General features: G+C 58.5%; 18 protein-coding genes. 12 read left to right on the forward strand and 6 right to left on the reverse strand.

Translation table 11 applies throughout. From position 1 onward, the window contains the following. Window positions 1-189 precede the first annotated feature (189 nt). A complete protein-coding gene (locus tag NL116_RS24490; RefSeq protein ID WP_027922922.1) occupies window positions 190-645 on the forward strand; it encodes a DUF721 domain-containing protein in 456 nt (151 codons plus the stop codon). Between the two features lie 58 nt (window positions 646-703). Here the strand turns inward: NL116_RS24490 and NL116_RS24495 are convergent, their stop codons facing one another. After that, entirely contained in the window at window positions 704-2,191 is a 1,488-nt protein-coding gene (locus tag NL116_RS24495; protein ID WP_494374405.1) for a helicase HerA-like domain-containing protein, read from the reverse strand. Between the two features lie 183 nt (window positions 2,192-2,374). Here NL116_RS24495 and NL116_RS24500 point away from each other — a divergent pair, with 183 nt between their 5' ends. The 4 genes from NL116_RS24500 (at window position 2,375) to gpgF (ending at window position 7,336) form a co-directional block, all read left to right on the forward strand. Next, window positions 2,375-4,264, forward strand: a complete 1,890-nt coding sequence (locus NL116_RS24500; RefSeq protein WP_494374406.1) for a methyl-accepting chemotaxis protein — start codon at window positions 2,375-2,377, stop codon at window positions 4,262-4,264. A 198-nt stretch (window positions 4,265-4,462) separates the two neighbouring features. After that, complete coding sequence (gene gpgS, locus NL116_RS24505; RefSeq protein ID WP_494374407.1) at window positions 4,463-5,575, forward strand: N-acetylglucosaminyl phosphatidylglycerol synthase; 1,113 nt, start codon at window positions 4,463-4,465, stop codon at window positions 5,573-5,575. After that, complete coding sequence (gene gpgD / locus NL116_RS24510) at window positions 5,568-6,344, forward strand: N-acetylglucosaminyl phosphatidylglycerol deacetylase (protein ID WP_494374408.1); 777 nt, start codon at window positions 5,568-5,570, stop codon at window positions 6,342-6,344. Before gpgS ends, gpgD begins: the two co-directional genes overlap by 8 nt. Continuing rightward, window positions 6,341-7,336, forward strand: coding sequence for a glucosaminyl phosphatidylglycerol flippase (gene gpgF / locus NL116_RS24515; protein WP_494374409.1), 996 nt, complete (start codon window positions 6,341-6,343; stop codon window positions 7,334-7,336). The genes gpgD and gpgF overlap by 4 nt, the downstream gene beginning before the upstream one ends. Here gpgF and NL116_RS24520 read toward each other — a convergent pair. Together NL116_RS24520 and purU are read right to left on the reverse strand one after the other, a co-directional pair. Beyond that, window positions 7,323-7,499, reverse strand: coding sequence for a hypothetical protein (locus tag NL116_RS24520; RefSeq protein WP_185045020.1), 177 nt, complete (start codon window positions 7,497-7,499; stop codon window positions 7,323-7,325). The genes gpgF and NL116_RS24520 overlap by 14 nt on opposite strands. Before the next feature lie 87 nt (window positions 7,500-7,586). Continuing rightward, complete coding sequence (gene purU / locus NL116_RS24525; RefSeq protein ID WP_027922916.1) at window positions 7,587-8,435, reverse strand: formyltetrahydrofolate deformylase; 849 nt, start codon at window positions 8,433-8,435, stop codon at window positions 7,587-7,589. Between the two features lie 338 nt (window positions 8,436-8,773). On the opposite strand from purU, the gene mvaT reads away from it, so the two are divergent. Continuing rightward, a complete protein-coding gene (gene mvaT / locus NL116_RS24530) occupies window positions 8,774-9,151 on the forward strand; it encodes a histone-like nucleoid-structuring protein MvaT (protein WP_007945872.1) in 378 nt (125 codons plus the stop codon). A 99-nt stretch (window positions 9,152-9,250) separates the two neighbouring features. Here the strand turns inward: mvaT and sbcB are convergent, their stop codons facing one another. Continuing rightward, a complete protein-coding gene (gene sbcB / locus NL116_RS24535; protein WP_494374410.1) occupies window positions 9,251-10,681 on the reverse strand; it encodes an exodeoxyribonuclease I in 1,431 nt (476 codons plus the stop codon). 181 nt (window positions 10,682-10,862) lie between these two features. Between sbcB and NL116_RS24540 the strand changes: the two genes are divergently transcribed. Genes NL116_RS24540 through NL116_RS24565 form a run of 6 tightly spaced genes read left to right on the forward strand, consistent with a single transcriptional unit; the run spans window position 10,863 to window position 17,579 of the window. Then, window positions 10,863-11,588, forward strand: a complete 726-nt coding sequence (locus NL116_RS24540; protein WP_494374411.1) for an RDD family protein — start codon at window positions 10,863-10,865, stop codon at window positions 11,586-11,588. Further along, entirely contained in the window at window positions 11,585-12,562 is a 978-nt protein-coding gene (locus NL116_RS24545) for a stage II sporulation protein M (protein WP_494374412.1), read from the forward strand. The genes NL116_RS24540 and NL116_RS24545 overlap by 4 nt, the downstream gene beginning before the upstream one ends. Beyond that, window positions 12,549-14,093: a DUF4129 domain-containing protein gene (locus NL116_RS24550; protein ID WP_494374413.1), complete on the forward strand. Its 1,545-nt coding sequence runs from the start codon at window positions 12,549-12,551 to the stop codon at window positions 14,091-14,093. The genes NL116_RS24545 and NL116_RS24550 overlap by 14 nt, the downstream gene beginning before the upstream one ends. Further along, window positions 14,090-15,253: a DUF4350 domain-containing protein gene (locus NL116_RS24555; RefSeq protein ID WP_494374414.1), complete on the forward strand. Its 1,164-nt coding sequence runs from the start codon at window positions 14,090-14,092 to the stop codon at window positions 15,251-15,253. The genes NL116_RS24550 and NL116_RS24555 overlap by 4 nt, the downstream gene beginning before the upstream one ends. Beyond that, the gene (locus NL116_RS24560) at window positions 15,250-16,251 is read left to right on the forward strand and encodes an AAA family ATPase (RefSeq protein ID WP_494374415.1); all 1,002 of its coding nucleotides are present in this window, start codon (window positions 15,250-15,252) and stop codon (window positions 16,249-16,251) included. The genes NL116_RS24555 and NL116_RS24560 overlap by 4 nt, the downstream gene beginning before the upstream one ends. Then, complete coding sequence (locus NL116_RS24565; protein WP_494374416.1) at window positions 16,248-17,579, forward strand: DUF58 domain-containing protein; 1,332 nt, start codon at window positions 16,248-16,250, stop codon at window positions 17,577-17,579. The genes NL116_RS24560 and NL116_RS24565 overlap by 4 nt, the downstream gene beginning before the upstream one ends. A gap of 40 nt (window positions 17,580-17,619) precedes the next feature. Here the strand turns inward: NL116_RS24565 and NL116_RS24570 are convergent, their stop codons facing one another. Together NL116_RS24570 and NL116_RS24575 are read right to left on the reverse strand one after the other, a co-directional pair. Further along, entirely contained in the window at window positions 17,620-21,984 is a 4,365-nt protein-coding gene (locus NL116_RS24570; RefSeq protein WP_494374417.1) for a hypothetical protein, read from the reverse strand. Beyond that, window positions 21,981-26,096, reverse strand: a complete 4,116-nt coding sequence (locus NL116_RS24575; protein ID WP_494374418.1) for a Tc toxin subunit A-related protein — start codon at window positions 26,094-26,096, stop codon at window positions 21,981-21,983. Before NL116_RS24575 ends, NL116_RS24570 begins: the two co-directional genes overlap by 4 nt. Between the last annotated feature and the right edge of the window lie 33 nt (window positions 26,097-26,129).

A 26,129-nucleotide genomic window follows, 5' to 3' on the forward strand; every position in this document is an offset into this window, starting at 1 on the left:
TTATTCCACGATGCATGCACTGCGCTGTAACGGGGCTCATTTAAAATAAGGGCTTTTTGCTGAACTTCAAGCCGTTCACGACAGAAGTTACTTGTTGATTTAATGGGTAAAGCGCGCGCAAAGCAATGGGTCAGGTGCACGAGGTGCTTTCTGCTACCATAGCGGCTCTGTTACTTCAGGTGTCTGATCATGGCATTTCGCCCTCTTACGGCCAGAGCACCCGCCGTTCTGCTTCGCGAAGCCAAGCCGCTGAAAGCTATCTTTGGCCACGCTCAACGCCTGGGTCATTTACAACGTCTGCTCGAAAGCCAATTGCAACCCGCCGCTCGCGAACACTGCCATGTGGCGTCATGGCGCGAAGGCAGTTTGTTGCTGATCGTCACCGACGGACATTGGGCCACGCGCCTGCGTTATCAGCAAAAGCGCCTGCAACGCCAGTTACAGATGTTTGACGAGTTCGCCAGTCTGACGCGGATTTTGTTCAAGGTGCAGCCACCGACCGTGCAACAAGGCGCCGCGGGGCACACCATCAGTTTGTCGTCGGATGCGGGCGCGACCATTCAGGCCACGGCCGACGGGATCAGCGATCCGAATCTGCGGGCTGCGCTGGAACGCCTTGCGGCGCACGCAAAACCGAAAACCTGACACCGCCCCATGTAGGAGCGAGCCTGCTCGCTCCTACAGCATCGACCGAGTTTGCTTTCTAGCGGCTTTTTTTGCCACCCAGCAGCGACCCCATCAACCCGCGTACCAATTGTCGACCCAATTGATTAGCCGCCTGTCGCATCGCCGATTTCAACGCCTGTCCGGCCGCCGTTCCGAGAAACTCCCCGGCCTGCTCGGTGAAGCTTGGCTCGGCGGGTGCAGGTTTAACCGGCGCCGCACCAGGATCAGGTGCCAGGCCCTTGCGTCCCATCAGCACTTCATAAGCCGACTCCCGATCAATCGGCTTGTCATAACGCCCTTGCAACGGCGAACCGGCGATCAGTGCCGCACGTTCGGCCTCGCTCAACGGCCCGATCCGCGATTGCGGTGGCGCGATCAATACGCGCTGGACCCTCTCGGGCGTGCCTTTCTCGGCCAGCGTCCCGACCAGCGCCTCGCCGATACCCAGTTCGGTCAACACCGACAAGGCGTCGAACGCCGGGTTCGGCCGGAAGCCCTCGGCCACGGCGCGCAGGGATTTCTGCTCCTTGGCAGTGAAGGCACGCAAACCGTGCTGAATACGCAAACCCAACTGAGCCAACACGTCATCCGGCAGGTCGCCCGGCGATTGGGTGACGAAATACACGCCCACGCCTTTCGAGCGAATCAACCGCACCACTTGCTCCAACCGATCCTGCAACGCCTTCGGCGTCCCGGCGAACAGCAAATGAGCTTCGTCGAAAAACAACGCCAGCAACGGTTTGTCCGCATCACCGCGTTCCGGCAATTGCTCGAACAACTCGGCGAGCAGCCACAGCAGGAAAGTCGCGTAAACCTTCGGCGCCTCATGAACCAGACGACTGGCGTCCAGCAAATGAATGCGCCCGCGACCGTCCGCCGTCGGTTGCAGAATGTCTTCGAGTTGCAGCGCCGGTTCGCCGAACAGGGCTTCGGCGCCTTGTTGCTCCAGCGTCGCCAGCCGCCGCAACAGCGCCTGGCTGGAACCGGTGGTCATCAACGCGGCGTCATCGCCGAGCAATTCAGGGTTATCACGCAAGTGATTGAGCAGCGCCTTCAGATCCTTGAGGTCGAGCAGCAACAGCCCTTCGCGGTCCGCCACTTTGAACGCTGCGTACAGCGCCGACTGCTGGCTGTCGGTCAGTTCCAGCAGGCTGCCCAGCAACAACGGGCCCATTTCACTCAGGGTGGTGCGCAATGGATGACCGGACTGGCCATGAATGTCCCACAGCGTCACCGGATACGCCTGCGGCTTATGGTTCAGCCACGGCATCCCGGCAATGCGCTCGGCGATCTTGCCCTGAGGGTTGCCAGCGGCACCGAGGCCACACAGGTCGCCCTTGATATCGGCGGCAAATACCGCCACACCCGCATCGCTGAACGCTTCGGCCATGCGCTGCAACGTGACGGTTTTACCGGTCCCGGTGGCGCCGGCGACCAGACCGTGACGGTTTGCCAGACGCATGGCCTGGGCGATGGGCTGGCCACCAGGATCGGCACCGAGAACGAGTTGCAATGAGTCAGGCATTTTGTCACCCAATGGTTAATCTTTGATCCGGCGTGGCCGATACAAAACAAGAGACTACACAGAAATCAGTGTCGGTATTCCCTAAGGACAGGACAGAACTATCAGCTGCTTTTCGCCTGCACGTTTTGCGTGCCTTTATAAAAGCACGCCCAGAACAATAAGACCTTAGCGGAACCCCAAGCCATGAACAAAAACCTACGCTTCAGCCATAAGATTTTGCTTGCCGCCGCCCTCATCGTTATTGCCGCCTTTGCCTCGTTCACCCTGTACAACGACTATTTACAGCGCAACGCCATCCGCGAAGACCTGGACAATTACCTCAATGAGATGGGCGACGTCACCGCCAATAACATCCAGACCTGGTTGGCCGGTCGAATCCTGCTGATCGACAGCCTCGCTCAAAACATCGCCATCAACCCTGAACAGTCCAACGTCGCCAGCCTGCTTGAGCAGAAAGCCCTGACGTCGACCTTCATGGCGTCCTACCTGGGCGATGCCACCGGCAGCTTTACCATTCGCCCCGACGCCAAGATGCCGGCCGGCTTCGATCCCCGGGTTCGCCCTTGGTACAAAGGCGCCGAAAGCAGCAGCACCGCGACCCTGACTGAACCGTACATCGACGCGGCCACCGGCCAAACCATCATTTCCATCGCCACCGCCTCGAAGAAGGCCGGGCAAAGCGTCGGTGTAGTAGGCGGTGACCTGAGCCTGCAAACCCTGATCGACACCCTCAGCGCCCGTGATTTCGCCGGCATGGGTTATGCCTTTCTGGTCAGCGCCGACGGCAAGATCCTGGTGCACCCGGACAAAGCCCTGGTCATGAAGTCCCTGAGCGAGGCGTACCCGAAAAATACCCCGCGCATCAGCAGCGACTTCAGTGAGGTCGAAGTCGACGGCAAGACCCGTATCGTCACCTTCACCGCGATCAAAGGCCTGCCATCCGTCAACTGGTACATCGGCCTGTCGGTGGACAAAGACAAAGCATTCTCGATGCTCAGTTCGTTCCGTGCGTCCGCTGTGGTCGCGACCATTATTGCCGTGGCGATCATCATCGCGCTGCTGGGCATGCTGATCCGCCTCCTGATTCAGCCGCTGCATGTCATGACCCGCGCCATGGAAGACATTGCCGACGGTGAAGGCGACCTGACCAAGCGCCTGACCATCCAGAACAACGATGAATTCGGCCTCCTCGGTACCGCATTCAATCGTTTTGTCGAACGGATTCACACCTCGATACGTGAAGTGTCGTCGGCCACCGGCCAAGTCAACGAAGTGGCGCTGCGCGTGGTGGCCGCCTCGAACTCCTCGATGTTCAACTCCGACCAGCAGGCCTCGCGCACCAGCAGCGTCGCTGCCGCGATCAATCAGCTCGGGGCCGCCGCCCAGGAAATCGCCCGTAACGCCGCGCAAGCGTCGAGTCAGGCCAGCGATGCCCGCAGCCTGGCCGAGGATGGCCAGCAAGTGGTGGACCGCAGCATTGTCGCAATGAATCAGCTGTCGAACATGCTCAGCGCCTCGAGCACCAACATCGAATCGCTGAACAGCAAAACGGTGAACATCGGCCAGATCCTCGAAGTGATCACCAGCATTTCCCAGCAAACCAACCTGCTGGCACTCAACGCGGCCATCGAAGCGGCCCGCGCCGGTGAAGCCGGCCGCGGTTTCGCGGTGGTGGCGGATGAAGTGCGTAACCTGGCGCACCGCACCCAGGAATCGGCGCAACAAGTGCAGACCATGATCGAGGAACTGCAAGTCGGCGCCCGCGAATCCGTCAGCACGATGAGCGACAGCCAACGCCACAGCCAGGACAGCGTGGAAATCGCCAATCTGGCGGGCGAACGGTTGAACAGCGTGACGTTGCGCATCGGCGAAATCGACGGGATGAACCAGTCGGTGGCGACGGCGACTGAAGAGCAGACGGCGGTGGTGGAGTCGATCAACGTCGACATTACCGAGATCAATACGCTGAACCAGGAAGGTGTGGAAAACCTGCAATCGACGCTGCGCGCGTGCTCGGATCTTGAACAGCAGGCTTCGCGACTGAAGCAGTTGGTAGGCAGTTTCCGTATCTAGTAACAGATAGGGCCCGTTCGCGAGCAGGCTGGCTCCCACAGGTTCAGCGCAGAACCTTGTCGGAGTGAGCCTGCTCGCGATAACGATCGACCACACACCCCAAAACCCCGCTGACACCCCACCTCAAAACCCCAACCGAACATCTATCCTTCATAAAGGTCAACCAAGGGAGAGCCATAGACCGGAGGGCCGCTCATCGTGCATATCGCCGACATCACCATGTTCTACGCCCCGGCCAGCGGTGGCGTGCGCACGTATCTGGATGCCAAACACCGACGCCTGGGGGTCAAGCCGGGTATTCGCCACAGTCTGTTGATTCCGGGCGCTCACCTGAGTGAAACGGATGGCGTCTATACAGTTCCCGCCCCCGCCCTGCCCTTTGGCAAGGGTTATCGTTTTCCGCTCCGTCTCGCCCCGTGGCGAAATGTCCTGCAGGATTTGCAGCCCGATCTGATCGAAGTGGGCGACCCTTACCTCACCGCCTGGGCGGCACTGGATGCGCGGCGCCAACTGGATGTGCCGGTGATCGGTTTTTATCACTCGGACTTGCCGCTGCTGGTCAGCAACCGGATGGGCAACTGGGTCACCACCAATGTCGAGGCCTATGTCAGCAAACTCTATGGCAACTTCGACCGGGTACTGGCGCCGAGCCGGGTCATGGCCGACAAATTGAGTGGCCTGGGGGTGAAGAATGTGTACGTCCAACCCTTGGGTGTCGATCTGCACACCTTCCATCCCGATGCCCGAGACCCCGGCTTGCGCGCCGAATTGGGCATTGATGAAAACTCCCGACTGCTGATTTTTGCCGGACGCGGCTCCAGGGAAAAAAACCTGCCGGTGCTGCTCAAATGCATGGCACGTCTGGGGCCGCGTTTTCACCTGCTGCTGGTGGGCTCCTCGATGCCGGCCGCCGTGCCGGACAACGTCACGGTGGTCGACGGGTTCTGCCCGGCGCTACAAGTGGCGCGATTGATGGCCAGCGCCGATGCCTTATTGCATGCCGGCGATCAGGAAACATTCGGGCTGGTGATACTCGAAGCCATGGCCAGCGGCATTCCGGTGGTGGCCGTGGCCGCCGGCGCCTTTCCGGAAATTGTGACCGATCAATGCGGTTTGCTCTGCGCGCCGAACAACTCGACGGCCATGGCCAATGCCGTTCGCGAATTGTTCAGTCAGAACAGCGTGGCGCTGGGCGAAACCGCGCGCCGTCACGTCGAGCGACAATACAGTTGGGACACGGTGGTCGACAGCCTGCTCGGGCACTATCACGCCGTACTCGGCAGCCTATGGCCGCAAGTGGCCAATGGGTAACCCAATGAATCCGCCGAGCGTGTTACTGGTATTGCACGATGTAGCGCCGTCGACCCTGGCCGACTATCAACCGTTCATCGAAGCCGTCGACGCGTTGGGTGAGGTGCCAATGACCTGGCTGGTGGTACCGGATTTTCACAAACACAGCAGCCTGGAGGCTCATCCGGAATTTCGACGCGTGCTCACCCATCGTGTTGCGCGAAGTGACGAACTGGTGTTGCACGGCTACTTTCATTGCGATGAGGGCCCCCCGCCCGGCACCCCGCGAGACTGGTTCATGCGGCGGATCTACACCCATGAAGGCGAGTTTTACACGCTGTCGCAACACGCCGCGCTCGACCGGCTGCGCGCTGGAATTGAGATGTTTGATCGTTACAACTGGCCGCTGGAAGGTTTTGTCGCCCCGGCCTGGTTGATGAGCGAAGGGACGCGCGAGGCCTTGCGCCAACTGCCGCTGCGCTACACCAGCGACTCACAGCATTTATATCTACTGCCGGATTTCACACCGATTGATGCGCCGGGTCTGGTCTGGAGTGCGCGCAGTGCCTGGCGCCGGGGGTTGTCGAAACTGCTCAGTGATCAGCGCGAACAACAATGGCGAACCGCGCCGGTCATTCGGCTGGGCCTGCACCCGGTGGACATGCGCCATGAGTTCTCCCGCCATTACTGGTTGCAAACCCTCAAGCGTTTACTCGATGGCGGGCGCGTACCGATGACCAAATCGCAATGGCTGGCATTGCAACGTGCCCCGCTCGGCCGCGCCGCATGAGCCGGGGCATTATGCTGTTCATCGCCCTGCTGGCGGCGGTGCTGATCCCGCTGCTACTGGGCGGTAACCAGACATGGTCGCGGCTGCAAAGCTTTCCAGTGAGCTGGCTGCTGATCATGTCCGGCATGATTCTGCTGTGCTGGGGGGTTAATACACTGCGCCTGCGCCTGTTACTGGGTGACCAGCGCGACAAGGTCAGCCGGCTCAAAAGCCTCGGCGTGGTCATGGCCGCCGAGTTTGCGTATTGCGCCACACCCGGCGGAAGCGGCGGACCGCTGGCGATCATGGCGTTGCTCGCGCGCAATGGCGTGCGCCCGGCCAGAGGCAGCGCGGTGTTCGCCATGGATCAACTCAGCGACCTGCTGTTTTTTCTCTGTGCGCTGAGCGGGATTTTGATTTATGCGCTGTTCCAGCACCTCAGCCAACGCATGGAATGGCTACTGACCGTCAGCGTGATTTCGATGTTCGGTGGGTTGATCTGCTGCGTGATGGTCGCCCGCTACCATCGTCTGCTGATTCGTCTGAGCGGGCGGCTACTGGCGCGCCTGAAGGTAAAAAGCACGACACGCCTGCACTGGGCCCGAAAACTCCTGCACTTCCTCGCCGCATTCACTGACACATTGAAGTTGCCCCTGCAGACCTTGATCACGGTATTTGCGCTGACCTGCGTGCATTGGGTATTGCGCTATAGCGTGTTGTACCTGGCATTGCGCGGGCTGGGAGCGGATTTGCAGTGGGCCTGGTGCTTCTTGATTCAGATGCTGTCGCTCACTGCAGGGCAATTCAGCCTACTGCCGGGCGGCGCCGGGGCGGCGGAGTTGACGTCGGCAGCCTTGCTGGCGCCAATGGTGGGCAAATCCACCGCGGCCGCGGCGATTCTGATCTGGCGGGCGGTGACTTATTACTTCTATTTGATCGCGGGCGGACCGGTGTTTTTGTTGATGCTGGGGCGGCCGCTATTAAGGAAGTTAATGAAGTTCAAGCAGGCTTGATCTTGTCTTCGGGGTCTTGCTGTAACTGTTCCCACAACTCGGCAGCTCCGGGAAACTCCGTACCGTCTTCCGGGCTCATGTCATCCGGGTCATAACGACTCAGACAACCCTCGCCCAACGTAGCGGGCGCTTTGGAAGTGGCTTTATCCAGTGGATCGGCCATGGTCAATCTCCTCAGTGCAGAAACGGCGAAGGGCCTGAAGCGATTGAACGCCCAGGCCCTTCGAATTTCAACTGCAGTGCGCTGTAATCAGAACACGACCGTCTTGTTGCCATGTACCAACACCCGGTCTTCCAGGTGATAACGCAGACCGCGTGCCAACACCATCTTCTCGACGTCACGGCCGAAACGCACCATGTCTTCAATACTGTCACTGTGGCTGACACGCACCACGTCCTGTTCAATGATCGGGCCCGCGTCCAGCTCTTCGGTCACGTAGTGGCAGGTCGCGCCGATCAACTTCACGCCACGCAGGGAAGCCTGGTGATACGGCTTGGCGCCAACGAACGACGGCAGGAAGCTGTGGTGAATGTTGATGACCTTGTGTGCGTACTCACTGCACAACGCCGGCGGCAGGATTTGCATGTAACGGGCAAGTACCACCACTTCAGCATCATGCTGTTTGACCAGACGTGAGACTTCGGCGAAGGCCGGCTCTTTGTCCTGTGGATTGACCGGCACATGGTAATAAGGAATGCCGTGCCACTCGACCATGCTACGCAAGTCGTCATGGTTGGAAATCACACAGGATATTTCGCAGTCCAGTTCGTCGCTGTGCCAGCGGTGCAGCAAGTCAGCCAGGCAGTGGGATTCGCGGCTCGCCATCAACACCACGCGCTTTTTCTGCGCGGTATCGGTGATGCGCCAATTCATCGAGAACTCTTCAGCTATCGGCGCAAAGGCTTCGCGAAAAGCTTCAATACCGAAAGGCAGCGAATCGGCACGAATTTCGTGACGCATGAAGAACCAGCCACTGAGGTTGTCCGAGTGATGGCTCGCTTCGGTGATCCAGCCGTTATGTGACGCCAGAAAGTTACTGACTTTAGCAACGATGCCGACGCGGTCCGGGCAAGCAATCACCAGCCGAAAAGTGCGCATGAGGGGGAAACTCCAGAACTTCGCAAAGGCCGCCATTCTAGCGATTACGCAACAAAACTGCAGTAGTGATGACGTCCTGCCTGGCATACGGTCTGCGGCCCCGCTCAGGAAAGCCCTCATTCCCCGCGCGCAGGGGATTTTCAGGTCGATATCAAGAGTCCTTTTGTGCAGATCTGTGATGACTGCATCACACTATTTAATCCCTTGTTAAATGTGTGCCCTGTTGCTGACAACTAATTTAATTAAAACGCCGGTTAAATGTTTACTTGATGAAACACCCTGACTATTATTGCGGCACTGTATCCCTGCCATCCAGTCTCCAACATAAGGTAGTCCTCATGTCCTTGATCAACGAATATCGCGCCACCGAAGAAGCTATCAAAGAGCTGCAAGCCCGTTTGAAGAACCTGTCCCAAGACGACAAACTGCAAACCGAGCTGGAATTCGAAGGCAAACTGCGCACCCTGATGGGCGAATACTCCAAGTCCCTGCGTGACATCATCGCGCTGTTGGACCCGGAGTCCAAATCCAAAGCTCCACGCGGCGGCGCAGTAAAAACTACCGGCACCAAGCGTGCTCGCAAAGTTAAACAATACAAAAACCCGCACAATGGCGAAGTTATCGAAACCAAAGGTGGCAACCACAAAACTCTGAAAGAGTGGAAAGCCAAGTGGGGCGGCGACGTGGTTGAAGGCTGGGCTACCCTGCTGGGCTAAGCCGCAGCGCTTGTCACAGATAGCAAGGTGACAAAAAATAACGCCAGCGTTTGCTGGCGTTTTTTTATGCCTGCCATTCAGGCATGTCTATTTTCGTTTTCAAATATTCAAACGTTTGCGTAATGCTTTGACATGATTTTGCCATTCATTGAGCACCTCTCGCTGAAACGATGTAGCAGTTTCATTCAGTTGGGTCGCGGCTTCTGCAAAAGAATTCAGCGTATTGGGCGCCCCGCATTCCGGCGCCGTCAAACGTTGCTGACAGAATATTCGCCAACGCTCTTGCTCCTCAAAACTCAACGTACCGGGGAAGTTGCGCGCGCGATATCGAAACAATAATTCAGGCAAACGTTCGTCATCGAAAGGCCAGTGTTCTTGTGATAATTGGACAGGGTCCGCGATTCGGACTTGCTCACATAGACGCCTGTCCCGATCACCGATAAAACCATCGTACAACTGCTGCTCAGGGTCCTGGCTCGGCGTGAAATCTTCGCCGGCATAAATCGCCTGTACTTTATCTCGCCAAACTAATTGTGCGTCGATTAGCCGCAGCGACCGTTCCTGATAAAGCGCCATGTCCAGCCCCAGGCGCTGCTGATCGTCAGGTCGAAGTACCGACAACGGCGCGACCACCGGGCATTTGTTGATGTGAATAAGTTTAAGCGGCACCGGCAGTTCGCCTTCGGCCAGCTCATCGCGACGGGTGTATAACCGCTGACGCAAAGTGTCAGCGTCCAGATCCAGCAACCCCCGGGGATCCAGGTGCAAGTCACAGACAATCACGGCGTTCTTGTTGCGCGGGTGCCAGGCCAGGGGCAGCACCACGCCGACATAACTGCGCGCCGCCGAGAACCGCCCGGAAATATGCACCATCGGCTGTAACAGGCGAATCTGATCCATCACCTTTTGTTTACTGCGCAACTTGAATAGCCAGTCGTATAACTTCGGCTGTTTTTCACGAATCAGGCGCGCCAGTGCAATGGTGGCGCGAACGTCCGACAGCGCCTCGTGGGCATTGCCATGATCAATATGGTTGGCGGCGGTCAGACGTTCGAGCTTGAGGGTCACTCGCCCCTCTTCGTCCGTCGGCCACACGAGCCCGTCGGGGCGCAAGGCATACGCCGCACGTACCACATCGATCAGGTCCCAGCGGCTGTTGCCGCCCTGCCACTCACGGGCATACGGGTCGAAGAAGTTTCGATACAGGCTGTAACGGGTCATCTCGTCATCGAAACGCAACGTGTTGTAACCCGCACCGCAGGTGCCCGGCGCCGCCAGCTGGGCATGCACCCGTGTCATGAAATCCGCTTCGCTCAAGCCCTGTTCAGCCAGTTTACCCGGCGTGATTCCGGTAATCGCGCACGCCGCCGGATGCGGCAGAATGTCCTCGCTGGGCTGGCAATAAAGGTTGACCGGGTTGTCTATTTCATTGAGATCGAAGTCGGTGCGAATCCCGGCCACTTGTAGCGGACGGTCGCAACGGGGGTTGATGCCAGTGGTTTCATAGTCGTACCAGAAGATCGAGGTCACGGGCTGTTCCTGAACTGAAGATCGGCAAAGTCTAGGCGTTCATATCCCGCCCCGGCCAGTAATCCGTCATTCAATCACCTCTGGCCACTCACCGTGCAATACATAGTTATGTCGTTTTCCCCCGAGAGGCTGCTAGCATCGGGTAGACATCGAATCCCGAACAGGCCACACAAGGTTGCCCATGCTCGAGACCACAGCACTGCCAAGGAAAGCGACGCTGTCCCCGCCACTGGATACGCGGCATCAAGTCGAAACGCCCGAAGGCATCGACTTGCCACTGCGCCCGGCCGGGTTGATGGTCCGTGCGCTGGCGTTTGCCATTGATTTAGGGATACGCGGGCTGATTCTCGGCCTGTTGTTTATGGTCCTGGCGTTTCTTGGAAAGCTGGGCGCCGGGCTGGGCTCGATCCTGCTGTTCGGGGTCAGCTGGTGGTACATGGTGCTGTTCGAAGTGCTCAATCAGGGCCGCTCGCCGGGTAAACAGTGGATGGGCTTGCGCGTGGTGCAGGACGACGGCACACCGATAGGCTGGTCCGCTTCGCTGCTGCGCAACCTGTTGCGATTCGTCGACCTGCTGCCATTCGGCTATTTCCTCGGGGCCATCAGTTGCCTGCAACACCCGACCTTCAAACGCCTCGGCGACCTCGCTGCCGGCACGCTGGTGATCTACCGCGAACAACCGCTCACCCGCCCGCTACTGCCCGAAGCCACACCCCTGCGCCCGGCGTTCGCCCTGACCCTGCCCGAACAACGCGCCATCCTCGCTTTCGCCGAACGCCAGGGTGAACTCTCCGAGGCGCGGGCCCATGAGCTGGCATCGATCCTTGCTCAACCGTTGCAAGTCCCTGCGCCGCACGCGGTGCTCGCACTCAACGGCGTCGCCCGCGGCTTGTTGGGGCCCGCATGAAGCAAAGCCTTTTCGAAACCAGCCACAAAGCCGAGTGGGAACAGTTTTCCCTGACACTGGACCGACTGGAACGTGGCAAGGACGCGTCCCGGATCGCCGGTTTCCCCAAGGACTATCGACAGCTATGCCATCACCTGGCGCTGGCTCGGGAACGCGGCTACAGCAGTTTCCTGGTCGATTCCCTCCAGCAACTCGTGCTGCGTGGGCATCAACAACTGTATCGGCACCGCAGCCGCCTGGGCGCCAACCTGCTGGGCTTTATCCTGGCCGACTTTCCGCGTCTGGTGCGTGAACAATGGCGTTTTGTGCTGGCCGCCGGCCTGATGTTTTTTGGCAGCCTGATCAGCTTCGCGCTGCTGGTGTATCTGTTCCCGGACCTGGTCTACAACCTGATCCCGGCCGAGCAGGTCAGCGAGATGCAAAGCATGTACGACCCCGTCGCCGGTCATTTGGGACGCACCGCGGAACGCGCCGCCAGTGAAGACTGGGTGATGTTCGGTTACTACATCATGCACAACGTCGGTATCGCCTTTCAGACCTTTGCCAGCGGTTTTTTCTTCGGTCTGGGCAGCGCGTTTTTCCTGCTGTTCAACGGCTTGATGATCGGAGCGGTCGCCGGGCACCTGACGCATGTCGGCTACGGGCAAACCTTCTGGTCGTTCGTGGTCGGTCACGGCGCTTTTGAACTGACGGCCATCGCCCTGGCCGGTGCCGCCGGCCTGAAACTGGGCTGGGCCTTGATCGCACCGGGACGCCTGCCCCGCGCCGAAGCGTTGCGACTGGCCGCGCGCAAGAGCGTGCTGCTGATCTGCGGCGTGATGATGTTTTTGTTGATTGCGGCGTTTATCGAAGCGTACTGGTCGTCGATGACAGCACCGAAGCCCATGACCAAGTATCTGGTCGGCGCCGCGCTCTGGACGTTGGTCGCGACGTATCTTCTGTTTGCCGGACGGACTCGCCATGCGCCTGAGTGACGCCACGGTCGTGATCCGTCCGCGCACCACCTGGGAAGCCATGGATCTGGGCGTGTTGATGAGCCAGCGCCATCGACGCCTGCTGATGACCAGTTGGGCCATCATCACCTTGCCGATCTTCGCCCTGCTCAGTGCAATCTTCTGGGATTCGCCGTCCCTCGCCGTGTTTATCTTCTGGTGGCTCAAACCGGCGTTCGATCGATTGCCGTTGTACATCCTGTCCAAAAGCCTGTTCGGCGAAACACCGACGTTAAAACAGGCGCTGCGCGAATGGCCGCGCCTGCTCAAGCCGCAACTGCTGGCCAGCCTGACCTGGCGTCGCCTGAGCCCGAGCCGCAGTTTTGTGATGCCAGTGATGCAACTCGAAGGCCTTCACGGTCACGCGCGCGAACAGCGCTTGCAAGTACTGCTTCAACGCAATGCCGGTGCGGCGCAATGGCTGACGATTATCGGCGTGCACCTGGAGAGCGCGCTGTGGATTGGCTTGATGGTGTTGTTTTACCTGCTCCTGCCACAACAGATCGAACTGGACTGGAGCTGGCAGACCTTGATCACCGCCGCCGTGCAAGACTGGCGATGGCTGGAACACCTCATCAATGCCTTTTATGCGATGGTGCTGATTATCTGGGAACCCATCTATGTCGCCTGCGGTTTCAGCTTGTATTTGAACCGGCGCACGGTACTGGAAGCCTGGGACATAGAGCTGGTGTTCCGTCGATTGCGTCAACGCCTCACGACCACCGTGCTCACCCTGCTGCTGGCGACAATCCTGTGGGTGCCTGGCGCGCAACACGCTTGGTCAGCCGAACCGGTCATCACGCCGGACAGCCCGCGCCTGCTCGATCAACCGCTGACCAGCCAAGCGTCGAAAGACAGCATCAAGGCCGTCCTCGAACAGCCACCGTTCAAGCACAAGGAAATGGTGACCCGCTATCGGTTTGGCGAAGAAAAAACCGACATCAAAACCCGCGAAGACGGCAAGACACCCGAATGGCTGAAGGCGCTGTTGGCACTGCTCGACGAGCAACGCTTCGGCTTCCTCGCCACCCTGATTGAAGTGCTGCTGTGGGGTGCTGTGATCGGCGGCGTCGCTTTGTTGACCTGGCGATACCGTGACTGGTTGCAGGCGTTTGTCAGTCGTCGACCTACATTAAAAACCATGGTCGCCCGTCCGATTCCGCAGCAGGCTTTTGGCCTGGACCTCAACCGCGAAACACTGCCCGACGACATTGCCGCCAGCGCTGAAGGCCTCTGGCAAACGGACCCGCGCGCAGCCCTCGGTCTGCTCTATCGTGCCCTGCTCAGCCACTTGCTGCACGACCACCACATGGCGCTGAAAACCGCCGACACCGAAGGCGAAGTACTCCAACGGGTCGAACAACTGCAGAAACCGGCGTTGCTGGCGTTCAGTAAAACCCTGACCGGTCATTGGCAAACCATGGCTTACGGTCATCGTCTTCCACCCGCGCACTCGCAACAGGAACTGTGTGACGGCTGGCGAACATTGTTCGGTCCGGGAGCAGCCCATTGAGCCGGCGCACCGGGCTGTCGGTCGGCGTATGCATCGCCCTGCTGGTCGGTGCACTGTGTATTTACCTGTACCTGAAAGCCACGCCCTATCTGGCGGAAATCGATCATGGCCCATCGCCTGAAGCGCAGGCCAATCCCTACCTCGCGGCTGAACACTTTTTACGCACGCAGGGCCTGACCGTCAGCCATGCCAGTGGTCTTGACGTGCTACCCACCCTCGATCCCCGCCAGCACAGCCTGCTATTGCTGGGCGACCGCTACAACATGACCCCACGCCAGATTGATCAGGTGATGAACTGGACGCGGGCAGGTGGCCGCTTGTTGTTTGTCGCCCAGTCGTTGTGGGATGAAAAGACCGGCCAGAGCAACGACCTGCTGCTCGACCGGGTACAGTTGCACCAGACGCTGAGCAAAGACCTCAAGGAGCCACCGCCCGACATCCTCGACGATCACTATCCCACACTGACCAAGCTCTATCTGGAAGATGAAGAAGCACCGGCCTACGCCAGCTTCGACACGTCATTCCACCTCGAAGACCCGAAGAACCTCGCGCAATCCTGGGCCAACAGCGGCAAGGCCACGCACATGATGCAGCTCAACCACGGGCTCGGTTCGATTATCGTCGTCACCGACGCCGACCTGTGGAAAACCCCGGCCATCGACCAGTACGACAACGCGTGGCTGCTCTGGTATCTGACGGCGGACACAAGCGTGACGTTGCTGTTCAACACCGACCACGACAGCTTGCTGACCTTGCTCTGGCGTTATTTCCCACAGGCGCTGGTGGCCTTGATTGCGCTGATCGGACTGGGGTTCTGGCACGTTGGCGTACGCCAGGGGCCGCTGCGGGAGCCTGCCTCAAAAGGCCATCGCCAACTCCAGGAACACCTGCGCGCCAGCGCTGACTTCATATTGCGCCGCCAGGGTCAGCAGCACCTGCTGCAAGCTTTGCAACAAGACATCCTGCGCCGTGTGCGGCGCCGTCATCCCGGTTTTGAACAACTCGGCGTCGCCGAGCAGTGGCTGGTGCTCGCACGCCTGACCGGCCAACCCACACGCGCTATCAGCCAGGCCATGAGCCCGCGACCGAAGCAGCGGCTGTCCAGCGCTGATTTCAGCCGTCAGGTCGCCCACCTGCAAACCTTGAGGAACACGCTATGAGTGAACAGATCGAGCCTGGCTCGCCGACACACGTCGCCCAGCAACGCCAGCGTGCCAGTCAACTGGCCCAGGCGGTGCGCGGCGAATTGCAGAAAGCCGTGATCGGCCAGAACAGCGTGATCGATGATGTTCTCACTGCGCTGATCGCCGGCGGCCATGTGTTGCTGGAAGGTGTGCCGGGGCTTGGCAAGACCTTACTTGTGCGTGCCCTCGCCAAGTGTTTCGGCGGCGAGTTTGCACGCATCCAGTTCACCCCCGACCTGATGCCCAGCGACGTTACCGGGCACGCGGTCTACGACTTGAACACCGAGCAATTCAAACTGCGAAAAGGCCCGCTGTTCACCAATCTGCTGCTGGCCGACGAGATCAACCGCGCCCCGGCAAAAACCCAGGCCGCGCTGCTCGAAGCCATGCAGGAACGGCAAGTCACCCTTGAAGGTCGCGCGCTGCCCATCGTGCAACCGTTCATGGTGCTCGCCACGCAGAATCCGATCGAACAGGAAGGCACCTATCCACTGCCCGAGGCCGAACTCGACCGTTTCATGCTCAAGGTGCGCATGGATTACCCCGATGCAGAACAAGAACTGGACATGGTCCGCCAGGTCAGCCGCTCGACCCGCGCCGACATGCTCGACGTGCAACCCCTGCGCACCCTGTTGCAAGCCAAAGACGTGTCGGCCCTGCAACGCATCGCCAGCGACTTGCCACTGGACGATCAGGTGCTCGACTATGCCGTACGTCTGGCCCGCGCGACCCGCACCTGGCCCGGATTGATCCTCGGCGCCGGACCACGCGCCTCCATTGCCCTGGTGCGTTGCGCCCGCGCCCGTGCGTTGTTGCGTGGCGGCGACTTTGTGATCCCGGATGACATCAAAGGTTGCGCTTTAGCGGTACTGCGCCATCGCGTACGGATCGCACCAGAACTCGACATCGAAGGCCTGGACGTCGATCAGGTGCTCAAGCAGTTGCTCGATCAAGTACCGGCGCCGCGGCTGTGAAACCATCACGCCTGCTACTGATCTGGCTCGCCATCCTGCTGGTCATCGGCATCGTGCTGGGCACGTTGCGGGCGCTGGAAATCGCCGTCCCGTCGACCCTTCTTTCGATCCACTGGGGATTGCTCCTGGCCCTGTTGGCGCTGGCCGTGCTCGACGCCATTCGCCTCAAACGCCTGCCCTCGCCACACCTGCGCCGACACATGCCCGGAAGTCTGGCACTGGGTCGCTGGAGTGAAGTTCGACTGGACGTAGAACATGCGTTCACCCAACCGCTGAACGTGCAGCTTTTCGACCATGTGCCGTCGGGACTGAGTTTTGAAAACCTGCCCCTGAGCGTCGAGTTGCAACCTGGTCAACGGAGCCTGATCGGCTATCGACTGCGCCCGCTCAAACGCGGCTACTTTAGCTTCGAACACTGCGAAATGAGCCTTCCGAGCCCCTTGGGTTTATGGTCCGACAAACGCCTGCTGAACACGGTCGACAGCACCCGCGTCTACCCCGACTTCGCTCGCCTCTATGGCGGCGAACTGTTGGCGGTCGACAACTGGATCAGCCAACTCGGCGTGCGCCAGCGACAACGTCGCGGGTTGGGCCTTGAGTTCCATCAACTAAGGGAGTTCCGGGAAGGCGACAGCCTGCGCCAGATCGACTGGAAAGCCACCGCCCGCCAACGCACGCCCATCGCCCGCGAGTATCAGGACGAGCGCGACCAGCAGATCATCTTCATGCTCGACTGCGGCCGACACATGCGCAGCCAGGACGGTGAACTCGCCCATTTCGATCACGCACTGAATGCTTGTCTGCTACTCAGCTACATCGCCCTGCGCCAGGGTGATGCCGTGGGCCTGAGCACGTTCGCCAGTGATCGCCCGCACTACCTCGCCCCGGTCAAAGGCACGGGGCAGCTCAATGTGTTGCTCAACACCGTCTACGACCTCGACAGCACCCAACGCCCTGCCGATTACCAGGCGGCCGCCACGCAACTGCTGGCACGACAGAAGCGCCGGGCGCTGGTGGTATTGGTCACCAACCTGCGCGACGAAGACGATGACGAACTGCTGACCGCGGTCAAACGCCTGAGCAAACAACATCGGGTGCTGGTGGCGAGTTTGCGCGAAGACGTGCTCGACCATTTGCGGCACGCGCCGGTGCAAACCTTGCCGGAGGCGCTGGCGTACTGCGGGACGGTGGATTACCTGAATGACCGGGCGCAACTCCATGAGCAGTTGAGTGCTCATGGAGTACCGGTAGTGGATGCCCGGCCCTCAGAGTTGGGGGCCGAGTTGGTGACGCGGTATTTGAGTTGGAAGAAAGCCGGGATTTTTTAGAGGTACTTTGCGATTAAATACCCAGCGTGCCCTAACCTTTTCAACCGTTACTTCCAAGAGCGTCTATGGTTTTGTTCAGATCAACGATGACTGTCTTCCTGCGATTCTGCGTTGCACCATCCGGATTTTTGACTTCGATTTCAAAACTGACATAGCCCGTCACTTGCCCGTCCGCGCCCCCCATGATCCGAGACACTTCACCTCTGAAGTCAGTAGCAACTTGCCTATATTCACCCTCGTTCAGAGACAAAAACACTTCTCTGTCTGACATTGGTTCTTGAGTGACGGTGGAAACGATCACGGCTGTAAACACTACGATTTCCCGTGGAGTAATCGAGTCTCTCGATGCCACAACACTTTTGATCGTGGCGTGCTTTGGTGACGTCGCCGGATCAAGTACTTCTATAGTGAGTCCTTTAAAATTCGGAGTTCCGTTATCGACGCTCGCGACTAAATCATGCTGGCCCAACTGAACTGGCTTGAGTTCGATACTGGCAACCCCTTGAGAATCTGTATGTGTGGCCAACAATTTCAGAAAAGGAAACTGCCAGGACACCTCGGCATCTTCCACGGCGATTCCGTATCGGCGAGTCAGCACCTTCGCTTCAGCGGTCATTGATTCGCCCAGGTAAACATCAGAGGAGTCAGAGCTAATGTCTTCAACAACCCACTCATCTTCCAGCACCGTAAACACCAGACGCTCCGCTACCCATCCCAGTTCACCGCCCCTGACAGAAGCGGTCAACGCTCGGTCGCCTTGAATGAAGGGCAATTTAAAGCGAATGCTTGCCTTACCGTCTGGTCCCGTTATTGTCGGCACTAGCTTCACAGCGTGAAACCGCCATATGACTTCAACATCTTTGAGCACCCTGCCACCAAAGCCGACTACAGTGACCTCTGCGCTAACCTCCTCGCCAGGATAGCCGACCAAATTCGAGCTGGTTATTTCAAGAATCTCTCGAGGTTCGTTGACCTTGTAGCTCAGCGACAAGGTGCTATCACCGGCCGTGGCAGTCACTTGCCCCAAACCGGAAAATGCAGGCATGAAACGGACGCTTGCCACACCATAGAAATTGGTGATTGTCGACACCCGTTCCAGATCCGGCCCCTCCCATTCAACCTTCATCCCGACAACAGCCTTGCCGGACAAGGCAGACCGAAGGGTTACTTGACACTCAACCATTGAGCCCCAGTCAACAGCTTGCAGGCTGCTGTTAACGGCTGACATTTTGATGGCTCTAGACCCCGCCCCCAGTGACACAGCGTTAGGAGGCGACAGCGCCAGCAGTCGCGAAGCCGCCAGCCGGAAGGAAAAGCCGCCATCCTTTTCATCACCCGCGATCAGCGTACAGGGCAATTCATCGACCAGCGTTCGCCACTGTCCGAACGTGACGGGGCCCATCGTCACCCCCAGCTCACCGGGCCTCGCGCCCGAGATACCCAGCGCCAGCTTCTGGCCCCGCAGATAGCTGTCTTCGTTCGCCGACAGCACAAAATCGAACTGACCGTTACGCCGGGGAAAGAACGTTCTCTCAGCCCAGGATTGAACGTCAGGGTCGTCAACCGTCTTGACGCCGAGGTCCTGCCAAGGATCGGTAGAAAGGGCCAAGACCTCGAAGTCATCACTGACAGAACTTCCGTCATAAAGATTCACCACCCGCGCGCTGACCGTATTCGGCCCAGGCACCAGCGGTTCATAGTCATGACCTGCCCACCCCTCTATATCAGTCTCTGACCGGGCCTGCAGTGACCGCGTATCGTTCCACTGCACAGGCATTCCCGGGACGGGCAAATCGGTGAACCATGACCAGTACTGAACCTGCAACCTGGCGTGTTCACCGTTACTCATCACAGGGTCAATCGCCGCCTGACGCACAGCACCCACCTTCACCTTGTTGTGGTCCAGTTGAAAATGCTGGGGGGTAGTGCTGAAGTTGAACTTACTCAAGTTGAAGAAAATTTTAAGCAGTGTCTTGTCCGAACTGGCCAAACTCTTGTACGTGTATCGCGCCCCCCCTGCGGTGATGAGCATGCGCGATGTACCGACAGGCGTGAGTTCTATATTTTCCGGTAATGGCACTGAGGGTACGGGGCCCCAATACGTTTCAAGCCCCTGCAACGGACTGAACGCATGCGGTAACAGGGTCAACTGATGAATCGCGCCAATACACGGATAAAAAGTGCTGCAAGCTACCGGCGAAGTCATCTGGTCGAACACCAGCTCGACCTCATCATCGAATTTCTCGGCCATCAAACGGCCGGTCAGCTCCCGTTTGCGCGACAGGTATCCGCTTTCGACCTCCAGTTCAAAAATACCGCTACGGTCAACGCCGGAAGTGATTGCCCATTGATGCCCCTCTTGCGTCAGTAAAACAGGCGTTCCTATTGGCGGATCAAAAGCCAGCCCCACGTTCGGATCGACACCCTTGCGCCAATTCAGGGTAATCATCTGCCCAATGAATGGGCTGCCCGGGTGTTTCGGGACAACCCTGAAGGTATGGAGCCCACCTCGCCAGCACAAAATACCCACCCCTGGGCTGTCGATGATTTTTTGATCAAAGACGAAATCGATGTCGTCCTTCCATTCACTGGAAGCCAGCGCAGTGATCGGAAAGGAATGCGTCAGCGGGGGCGCGCCTTCCCTGACTTTGACCTGCGCCACCATCTCGTATTCACCCGCGACCGTCGGTGTATCGAATGCACTGGCCCAGCCTCCGACACCGGTGTAGGACGTAAAGGTGCCTTGAGACAAGACCCAATCCACTTGAACATTGAGCGCCGGTTCATTGTTGAGCGTCAGCACCTGCACCATGCAGTACACGCTATCGCGCTCATCCACTGCCGGTGATTTGTTGGCCTCACGCACCTCGCCGATCGTGAGGTTGTTACGCGCCAGCGACAGGGTGTTGTCACGCGACTCGCGCAGCAGCATCGGGCAGGACAGAAACAAGCCAAATGGCGCATCCATCACATCGCCGCAGACAAGTGTCCATTCAAGTTCATCGCCAGTGACATGCCTCGGATCGCCAAAATCAGGCGTCGAAGTGATGCCCAGATCTTCAGGCAGGTAACCTCCCTTGCTCCACTCCACGGCGATTTGCGCCCCCAACAACGGGCTCGCCGCAGGGAAAATCAAGCTGAATGTGTATGTACTGCCGCGGTCGGGATACCCGGTTTTTTCGCCCCAGGCAGCGGCCTCCATACGCTCGAACCGGACCTGCACCGCTTTCAACGGATCGTCCCTGAGCACCAGGACTTCGAGTGACGTTCGCACGACAGCGTCGTTGTAGTAAGGACTCGGTACCGAGACTTCAATGGTCTGCAGCCCATCAATGTCGGGGGTGTAGTCGAAATCCGCATTTCCTTCGCCATCGCAGATGGCGCTATGCAGCACGACATCACCCAGACACCAGGTCACCTCCACGCCCGGAACCGGTTGACCGGTGTAGTGTGACAAAACCTGAACCTGCAGCGGCACCGTCTGGTGATGTTCCAGAACCGGCCAGAAGGTGGCACTTTTAAGTACGTTCAACGTCAGCCGATGATGTCCCAGCGAAACTGCAACAGGGTAAGGTTCTGCGGTGTATTTGCTGTAGACATTCAAATCGAACAGGTAAGGCGCATCGCCTTCCAGCAGGGGGCAATCGAGAAACCATGGCTGCTCGATCGACTGGTTAAGCCCAAGATCGGGTGTTGTGATTATTGACTCTTGCGGGTTCTCCTCAGCCCAAAGCGAGGCATCGGTGCCCACCCATTCACTTTGCGGGTGAACATCAAATTTCAACTGATGACGTTGTTCCTGCGTGGCCCCCAGGCATAGGTGAAGTTCCTGGCCCGCATCAAAGCGCTGGTTGTCATGGACCCATCCCAGCAACCGCAATGGCGCTAATTCCACATGAAGCTCGATGCGGGTCAGCCGTATATCCGCAGACGCGCTGTCCTCTGACGTTCTTCGCGGACTGATCAGGGTGATATCGAGATCGTCACCCTTATGAAGCACAAGGTCGAGCGGCAGGTGATGCGCCAACTCGTGAAAGTCGACCGCCATGGGCTGCGCATTGGTGCTCCCTCCCGTGGAGGGCAAATCGATGCTCAGTTTATCGACATCCTCGACGCCTTTTTTGCCGATCAGTACTTTACCTGGCGCACTCTTGAAGGTGTTTTGGTAAAGAAAACGCAGGTGATAACGCGCCCCCGCTGCTGGCTCGACCTCAACGATCAACGTTTGAAAAATCGCTACAGCGTTCTTGAGCTGCGCATACCTGATGGGCTCTCCTTGCCATTCGTCCCCCTTCACCTGGAAGTCTGACTCGCTGCCAGCCCCCACCTTCCAGTGTTCATAGGCCTTCTGGAAATCCCCATTGAGCGCCAGGTTTTGGTTCGTGTTATCAGGCAGTTTTTTCATGATGGCGTCACCTCTGGTTCGCGCTCGTGCTTCGCATCAGCCTTGATCACCCACTCTTCAACTTTTTTGGCAAACGCCGCGTCGCCGACCTTGGCGGTGTAAGTAATCTTGACCAGGATGTCGGTCATCGAGGCCAGCATGGCGGCCTGGCGGGTGCGCTTCGGCCAGGGAAACGCCAGCTTCCATCGCGACACGGCGCCGGTGTTCTCGAACGGGGTGAGCAAGCCTTCATCGGGTTTGAAGACGGCCATGCCGTTGTCGTCCAGCCCGACAGACAAGGCGACGCGTTGGCCGCTGCTCAAATTGATCAACACATCCGCTGGCGCCACTTCGCTCGGAGAACCGTATAAATAGTCCAACGACGGGTACGACGGTTGAGTGGCCGTGGAGCTGCCCACTTGCAGCAGCGTGGCTTTGACATCTTCGTAAGCAGGCTTGAGCACCGGCAGCGTCACTTCGACGGCACTGATCTGCCGACAGTAATGGTCGGGGTAGTCACGATCGAACAGTAACTGGCGAAGCTCGAAGTTCAGGATGCCGGTCTCTTTCAATTCGTCGAAGGCTTCACCCCAGCTGTCGAAACCCGTTTGCCCAGTGGTGACGTCGTCGAACAACTGGCGCAAGGAGATGGTCTTGACCAGCTCCAGACGCCGCTCATAACGCTGCAAATAATCCGACTCCATGCGCAACAAATCCGCGCGTAAAGAAGCGCCTGCCATCAAACCGTGACGTTGGTCGAGCCAGACATCCGGCCGGATGGTGCTTGAAGTGAACTCACAGGTTTCGGCCTGAAGTGCCGTCTGCGCAGCCAGGCACAACGCCACGGCGGCGTCGTAGGCCTGGAAATGCAAGGTCTTGAGCTGCCCGATCGACCAGCGATACAACTCCAGGTTAGTCGCCCGTGTTTTGAGGAAATCGAACTGGCTGAGTGCCTGGGCGTTAGCCTTGAGAGTTTGATCCAGACTGGTGTGGGCGGCAGCGATAGCGCGCCTCTGAGCGTCGATTTGAGCATCGAGGGCGTTCATTTCAGCGCTGGCCTGATCCCTTGCCAGCCCCCACTCCTGCTGGCGCCGACGATAGTTTTCGGACCGCTCTGTTTTATCGGCTCCATAGCGCGCCAACTCCGCGCCTATCTGGAAGCTATAACCCACTGCCTCGGGCAACGCCTCAGGTCTGTGACCGCCATTGGCCAACCCGAAAATCTTGGGAAACGCGGCAATGACAGACCCGGCGATCCTGAACCCGGTCGAAACCTGTGCCAGCGCATTAGCCACGTCGATTCCCTCCATGACTTTGTATTCATCGTCAGAAATATTGCCAGTGTGCAACTGGCTGAAATGCAGGTGCCGTTCCTGCGCCATGGTCCGGCTGCTTTGCAATGCTTTCAGGCTCTCGCGCTGTTGCTCCAGGAATTCTTCTTGCGACCGACGGGCAAAGTCGCCCAGTTCGGTTAAATGCCGCTGCTGCATTTCTTCCAGCTCAATACGATCCTGTTGTTCGAGCAGGCGCAGCACCTCATTCCCGAACTCTTGCAGCAACTGCACGGACTGCATTGCCACGTCGAACAACACTCGCCAACGAAACGCCGCCACGCGCAATTGGCCCCCCATCGGTCGTGCTGTTCCCATACCGCCCGCCGCCAAATGGTTCAACAAGGCGTTAGGGTCCATGGCACTGAACAGTGGAATCGATAACTCCTTGCCGTCGATAGTCAGGTTGTTGCGCAGGTTGTAGATGCGTTTGGCCGGCAAATCGTAGGACTCGCGCAAGCGTGGGCTCAATGGCAATTTGAAAGACGTCGTGCCGATCACACCCGGGTGCAGAAAACGGGCAGTCGAGACGGGCAGCGGGTTCGCCTCCAGCATCAGTGTTTTTTCAAACTCTGCCAGTGCTGCTCTAACGTCGACCTCAGCCACCAGATCCTTCAATGTCCGGGGTGTCCAATCGTTGCGTGTTCTACCGTCCGGCGCCCGTCCCATCAGAGACAGGGCCCGCACATAGTGCAGCTTCGCAGCCACAAGGCTGTCGCGGGTCAACTGACGGTACAGCCAATCACCCCACGCAATGATGTTGTGGACATAATCGAGAAAAATCACGATTTGGTAATGCTGCGGCGATGTGTACGCAATCGCGTCCGGGTCGGAGGGGGCAAAGGCCTCGTACTCAACCGTGCCTTGTTTCACCGCCAATGGCCGGCATCGCCAATACGCGATCTTCGCACCGACGGTACCGTCGGCCGCCTCCGCCGGCGCCTGAGGGTCAAACAGGTAATGGAACCATTGCTGGGCTTCGAGAAAACGGTGCTCATCGCTCAAGCGACATGCCACCAGATGCGGCAAATGGAAGAACAGTTCCCAGAAAAACAAACCGTTGCTGCTGTCAAACGGACCATTGGGTTCTGTCCCTTGAGGAAGCGGCGGCACGTCCGGGAATTGGGTGGACCAGTCGAGCACGGCCCCCATCGATAGATTGGAGCGAAACACCAGATCCGCACCGATCAACGTGTTCAGCCGAACGTACTTGAGCTTGGTCAGTTCAGGCTGGTTGAACCCCAGAAACTGCGCGCCTTTATCCGGCTCGCCCACCGCGGGTTTGTGAATGAACGGCAGAGGGCCCTGGGCAGGCAGTGTTGCCGGGACCTGTAAAACAACGGTTCTTCCGCCTGAACTGACGCCGGTCAAGGTGCACGTAATCGTGTAGTTGGCAAAAGAAGGTCTCTTCACTTCCAGCCAATCCGTCGTCCAGCCTCCGTTGTTGGAATAGCTGCCTTCAATGGGAGGTTCGGTTACTGTCGCGTATTCCACCTTCAGCGTGAATGGTTCCGGTGTCCCTGACTTGCCTGGTTCCTTAAGCTCACAGAATCCCTGAACACGCAGCTTATACTCAGCACCGTCAGCAACGATGTAAGCCTTGATGCCAAGGTAGTCGGCCAATATTCCTGTGCCGATGGCACTGGTGACGGCGGGAAACTGGCTTGGCGCGATCCTCCGCTGAACCGTGCGAGGGTCAGCAAACAGCACATTCGCCAGATAATCCATGACCGGACCTTCGTCCGACATTTTGCGCAGCAAAGGATCGCGAGTTTCGTAGATCGCCACGGACTCGTCCGATTTACCCGTGTCTGCATTGCCACTAGTGACATGCACGGCCAGCCGGCCTTCGGGGTATCGGGTGTCCAGCTCATTGCGCAAAACCACCGCCACCAGCCGGCAGTCCTGCGATACGTCTTGGTCAAATTGGGCCAGATGCAAGCGAATAGGCGGTGACCAACGCCCGTTCAACGCAATGAAAGCCACTTTGACTTCCAGCTCATAAGGTTTTAGCAGCGTTCCATCGACAAGCTTGTCAAACAGCGCGTGGCGCCATTCAACCCAGACCATGCACAAACGGCCTTCCCAAAACACCAGGCGGCTGTCCAGCACGCTTTCGTCGGTCGGGATGTCAGCCTGTTGCCACTCTCCCCACGCGGTAGGGTTTACGGCTTCAGAATTGTCGGCAACCTCTATGTCGGCCTTGCGCCAAAAATAGCGATAGGGTGCAACACGCTCCCGACCGACAAAGTAGTAATGACTGTTTTTCGGGTTCGCGCCATCCATGTAGCAGGTCAGCACATTCAGGTTGCAGGTTTCCTCGAAGGCGCGCAGATACTCCTGCACCCCTTGTTGCACCGAATCCGTGGTCAGGCGCGTCTGATTCAGATGACTCTCGAGCGTCTTGAACAAACTGCTTTTGCGAATGCGCACATAAGGCGTGATGTAATCCTCGGGTGTGCACTTGAGCAACTGGCTCGCCGACCAGGGGCCGTAGCTGCTGGCGATGTTCCATTCTTCCAGGTCGTCCGGGTCAAATTGGCGGCCGCTATAACCCGGTTCGAGCTTTTGATACACCGCATGGATGTATTGCTGCAGGCAACTCCCCCCCTCCGCCCCCCAGGAGGTCTTGATCTGCTGGCTGTCCAGAGGGTCTGAGCGCAGCCATTCGAACAGATCATCGGCCGTTTTAAGCTTCATCGGAAACGGCCATTGTTCCTTGGCGTGTTTGGCATTCAGGCTGAGGTCTATCAAGGCATTGCGCCGTAGAGCCGCCAGGTCATCGAACGATTGCTTGGCCATCACCGTCTCCTGTCAGTATCAATTTTCCACGGC

The sequence above is a fragment of the Pseudomonas sp. FBCC-B1667 genome, assembly GCF_059133255.1.

Bases quoted from the DNA above. Each gene is read 5' to 3' on its own strand.
- NL116_RS24490 (WP_027922922.1), top strand. From the start codon at position 190: ATGGCATTTCGCCCTCTTACGGCCAGAGCACCCGCCGTTCTGCTTCGC.
- NL116_RS24495 (WP_494374405.1), bottom strand. From the start codon at position 2,191: ATGCCTGACTCATTGCAACTCGTTCTCGGTGCCGATCCTGGTGGCCAG.
- NL116_RS24500 (WP_494374406.1), top strand. From the start codon at position 2,375: ATGAACAAAAACCTACGCTTCAGCCATAAGATTTTGCTTGCCGCCGCC.
- gpgD (WP_494374408.1), top strand. From the start codon at position 5,568: ATGGGTAACCCAATGAATCCGCCGAGCGTGTTACTGGTATTGCACGAT.
- gpgF (WP_494374409.1), top strand. From the start codon at position 6,341: ATGAGCCGGGGCATTATGCTGTTCATCGCCCTGCTGGCGGCGGTGCTG.
- NL116_RS24520 (WP_185045020.1), bottom strand. From the start codon at position 7,499: ATGGCCGATCCACTGGATAAAGCCACTTCCAAAGCGCCCGCTACGTTG.
- purU (WP_027922916.1), bottom strand. From the start codon at position 8,435: ATGCGCACTTTTCGGCTGGTGATTGCTTGCCCGGACCGCGTCGGCATC.
- mvaT (WP_007945872.1), top strand. From the start codon at position 8,774: ATGTCCTTGATCAACGAATATCGCGCCACCGAAGAAGCTATCAAAGAG.
- NL116_RS24540 (WP_494374411.1), top strand. From the start codon at position 10,863: ATGCTCGAGACCACAGCACTGCCAAGGAAAGCGACGCTGTCCCCGCCA.
- NL116_RS24545 (WP_494374412.1), top strand. From the start codon at position 11,585: ATGAAGCAAAGCCTTTTCGAAACCAGCCACAAAGCCGAGTGGGAACAG.
- NL116_RS24550 (WP_494374413.1), top strand. From the start codon at position 12,549: ATGCGCCTGAGTGACGCCACGGTCGTGATCCGTCCGCGCACCACCTGG.
- NL116_RS24560 (WP_494374415.1), top strand. From the start codon at position 15,250: ATGAGTGAACAGATCGAGCCTGGCTCGCCGACACACGTCGCCCAGCAA.
- NL116_RS24570 (WP_494374417.1), bottom strand. From the start codon at position 21,984: ATGAAAAAACTGCCTGATAACACGAACCAAAACCTGGCGCTCAATGGG.
- NL116_RS24575 (WP_494374418.1), bottom strand. From the start codon at position 26,096: ATGGCCAAGCAATCGTTCGATGACCTGGCGGCTCTACGGCGCAATGCC.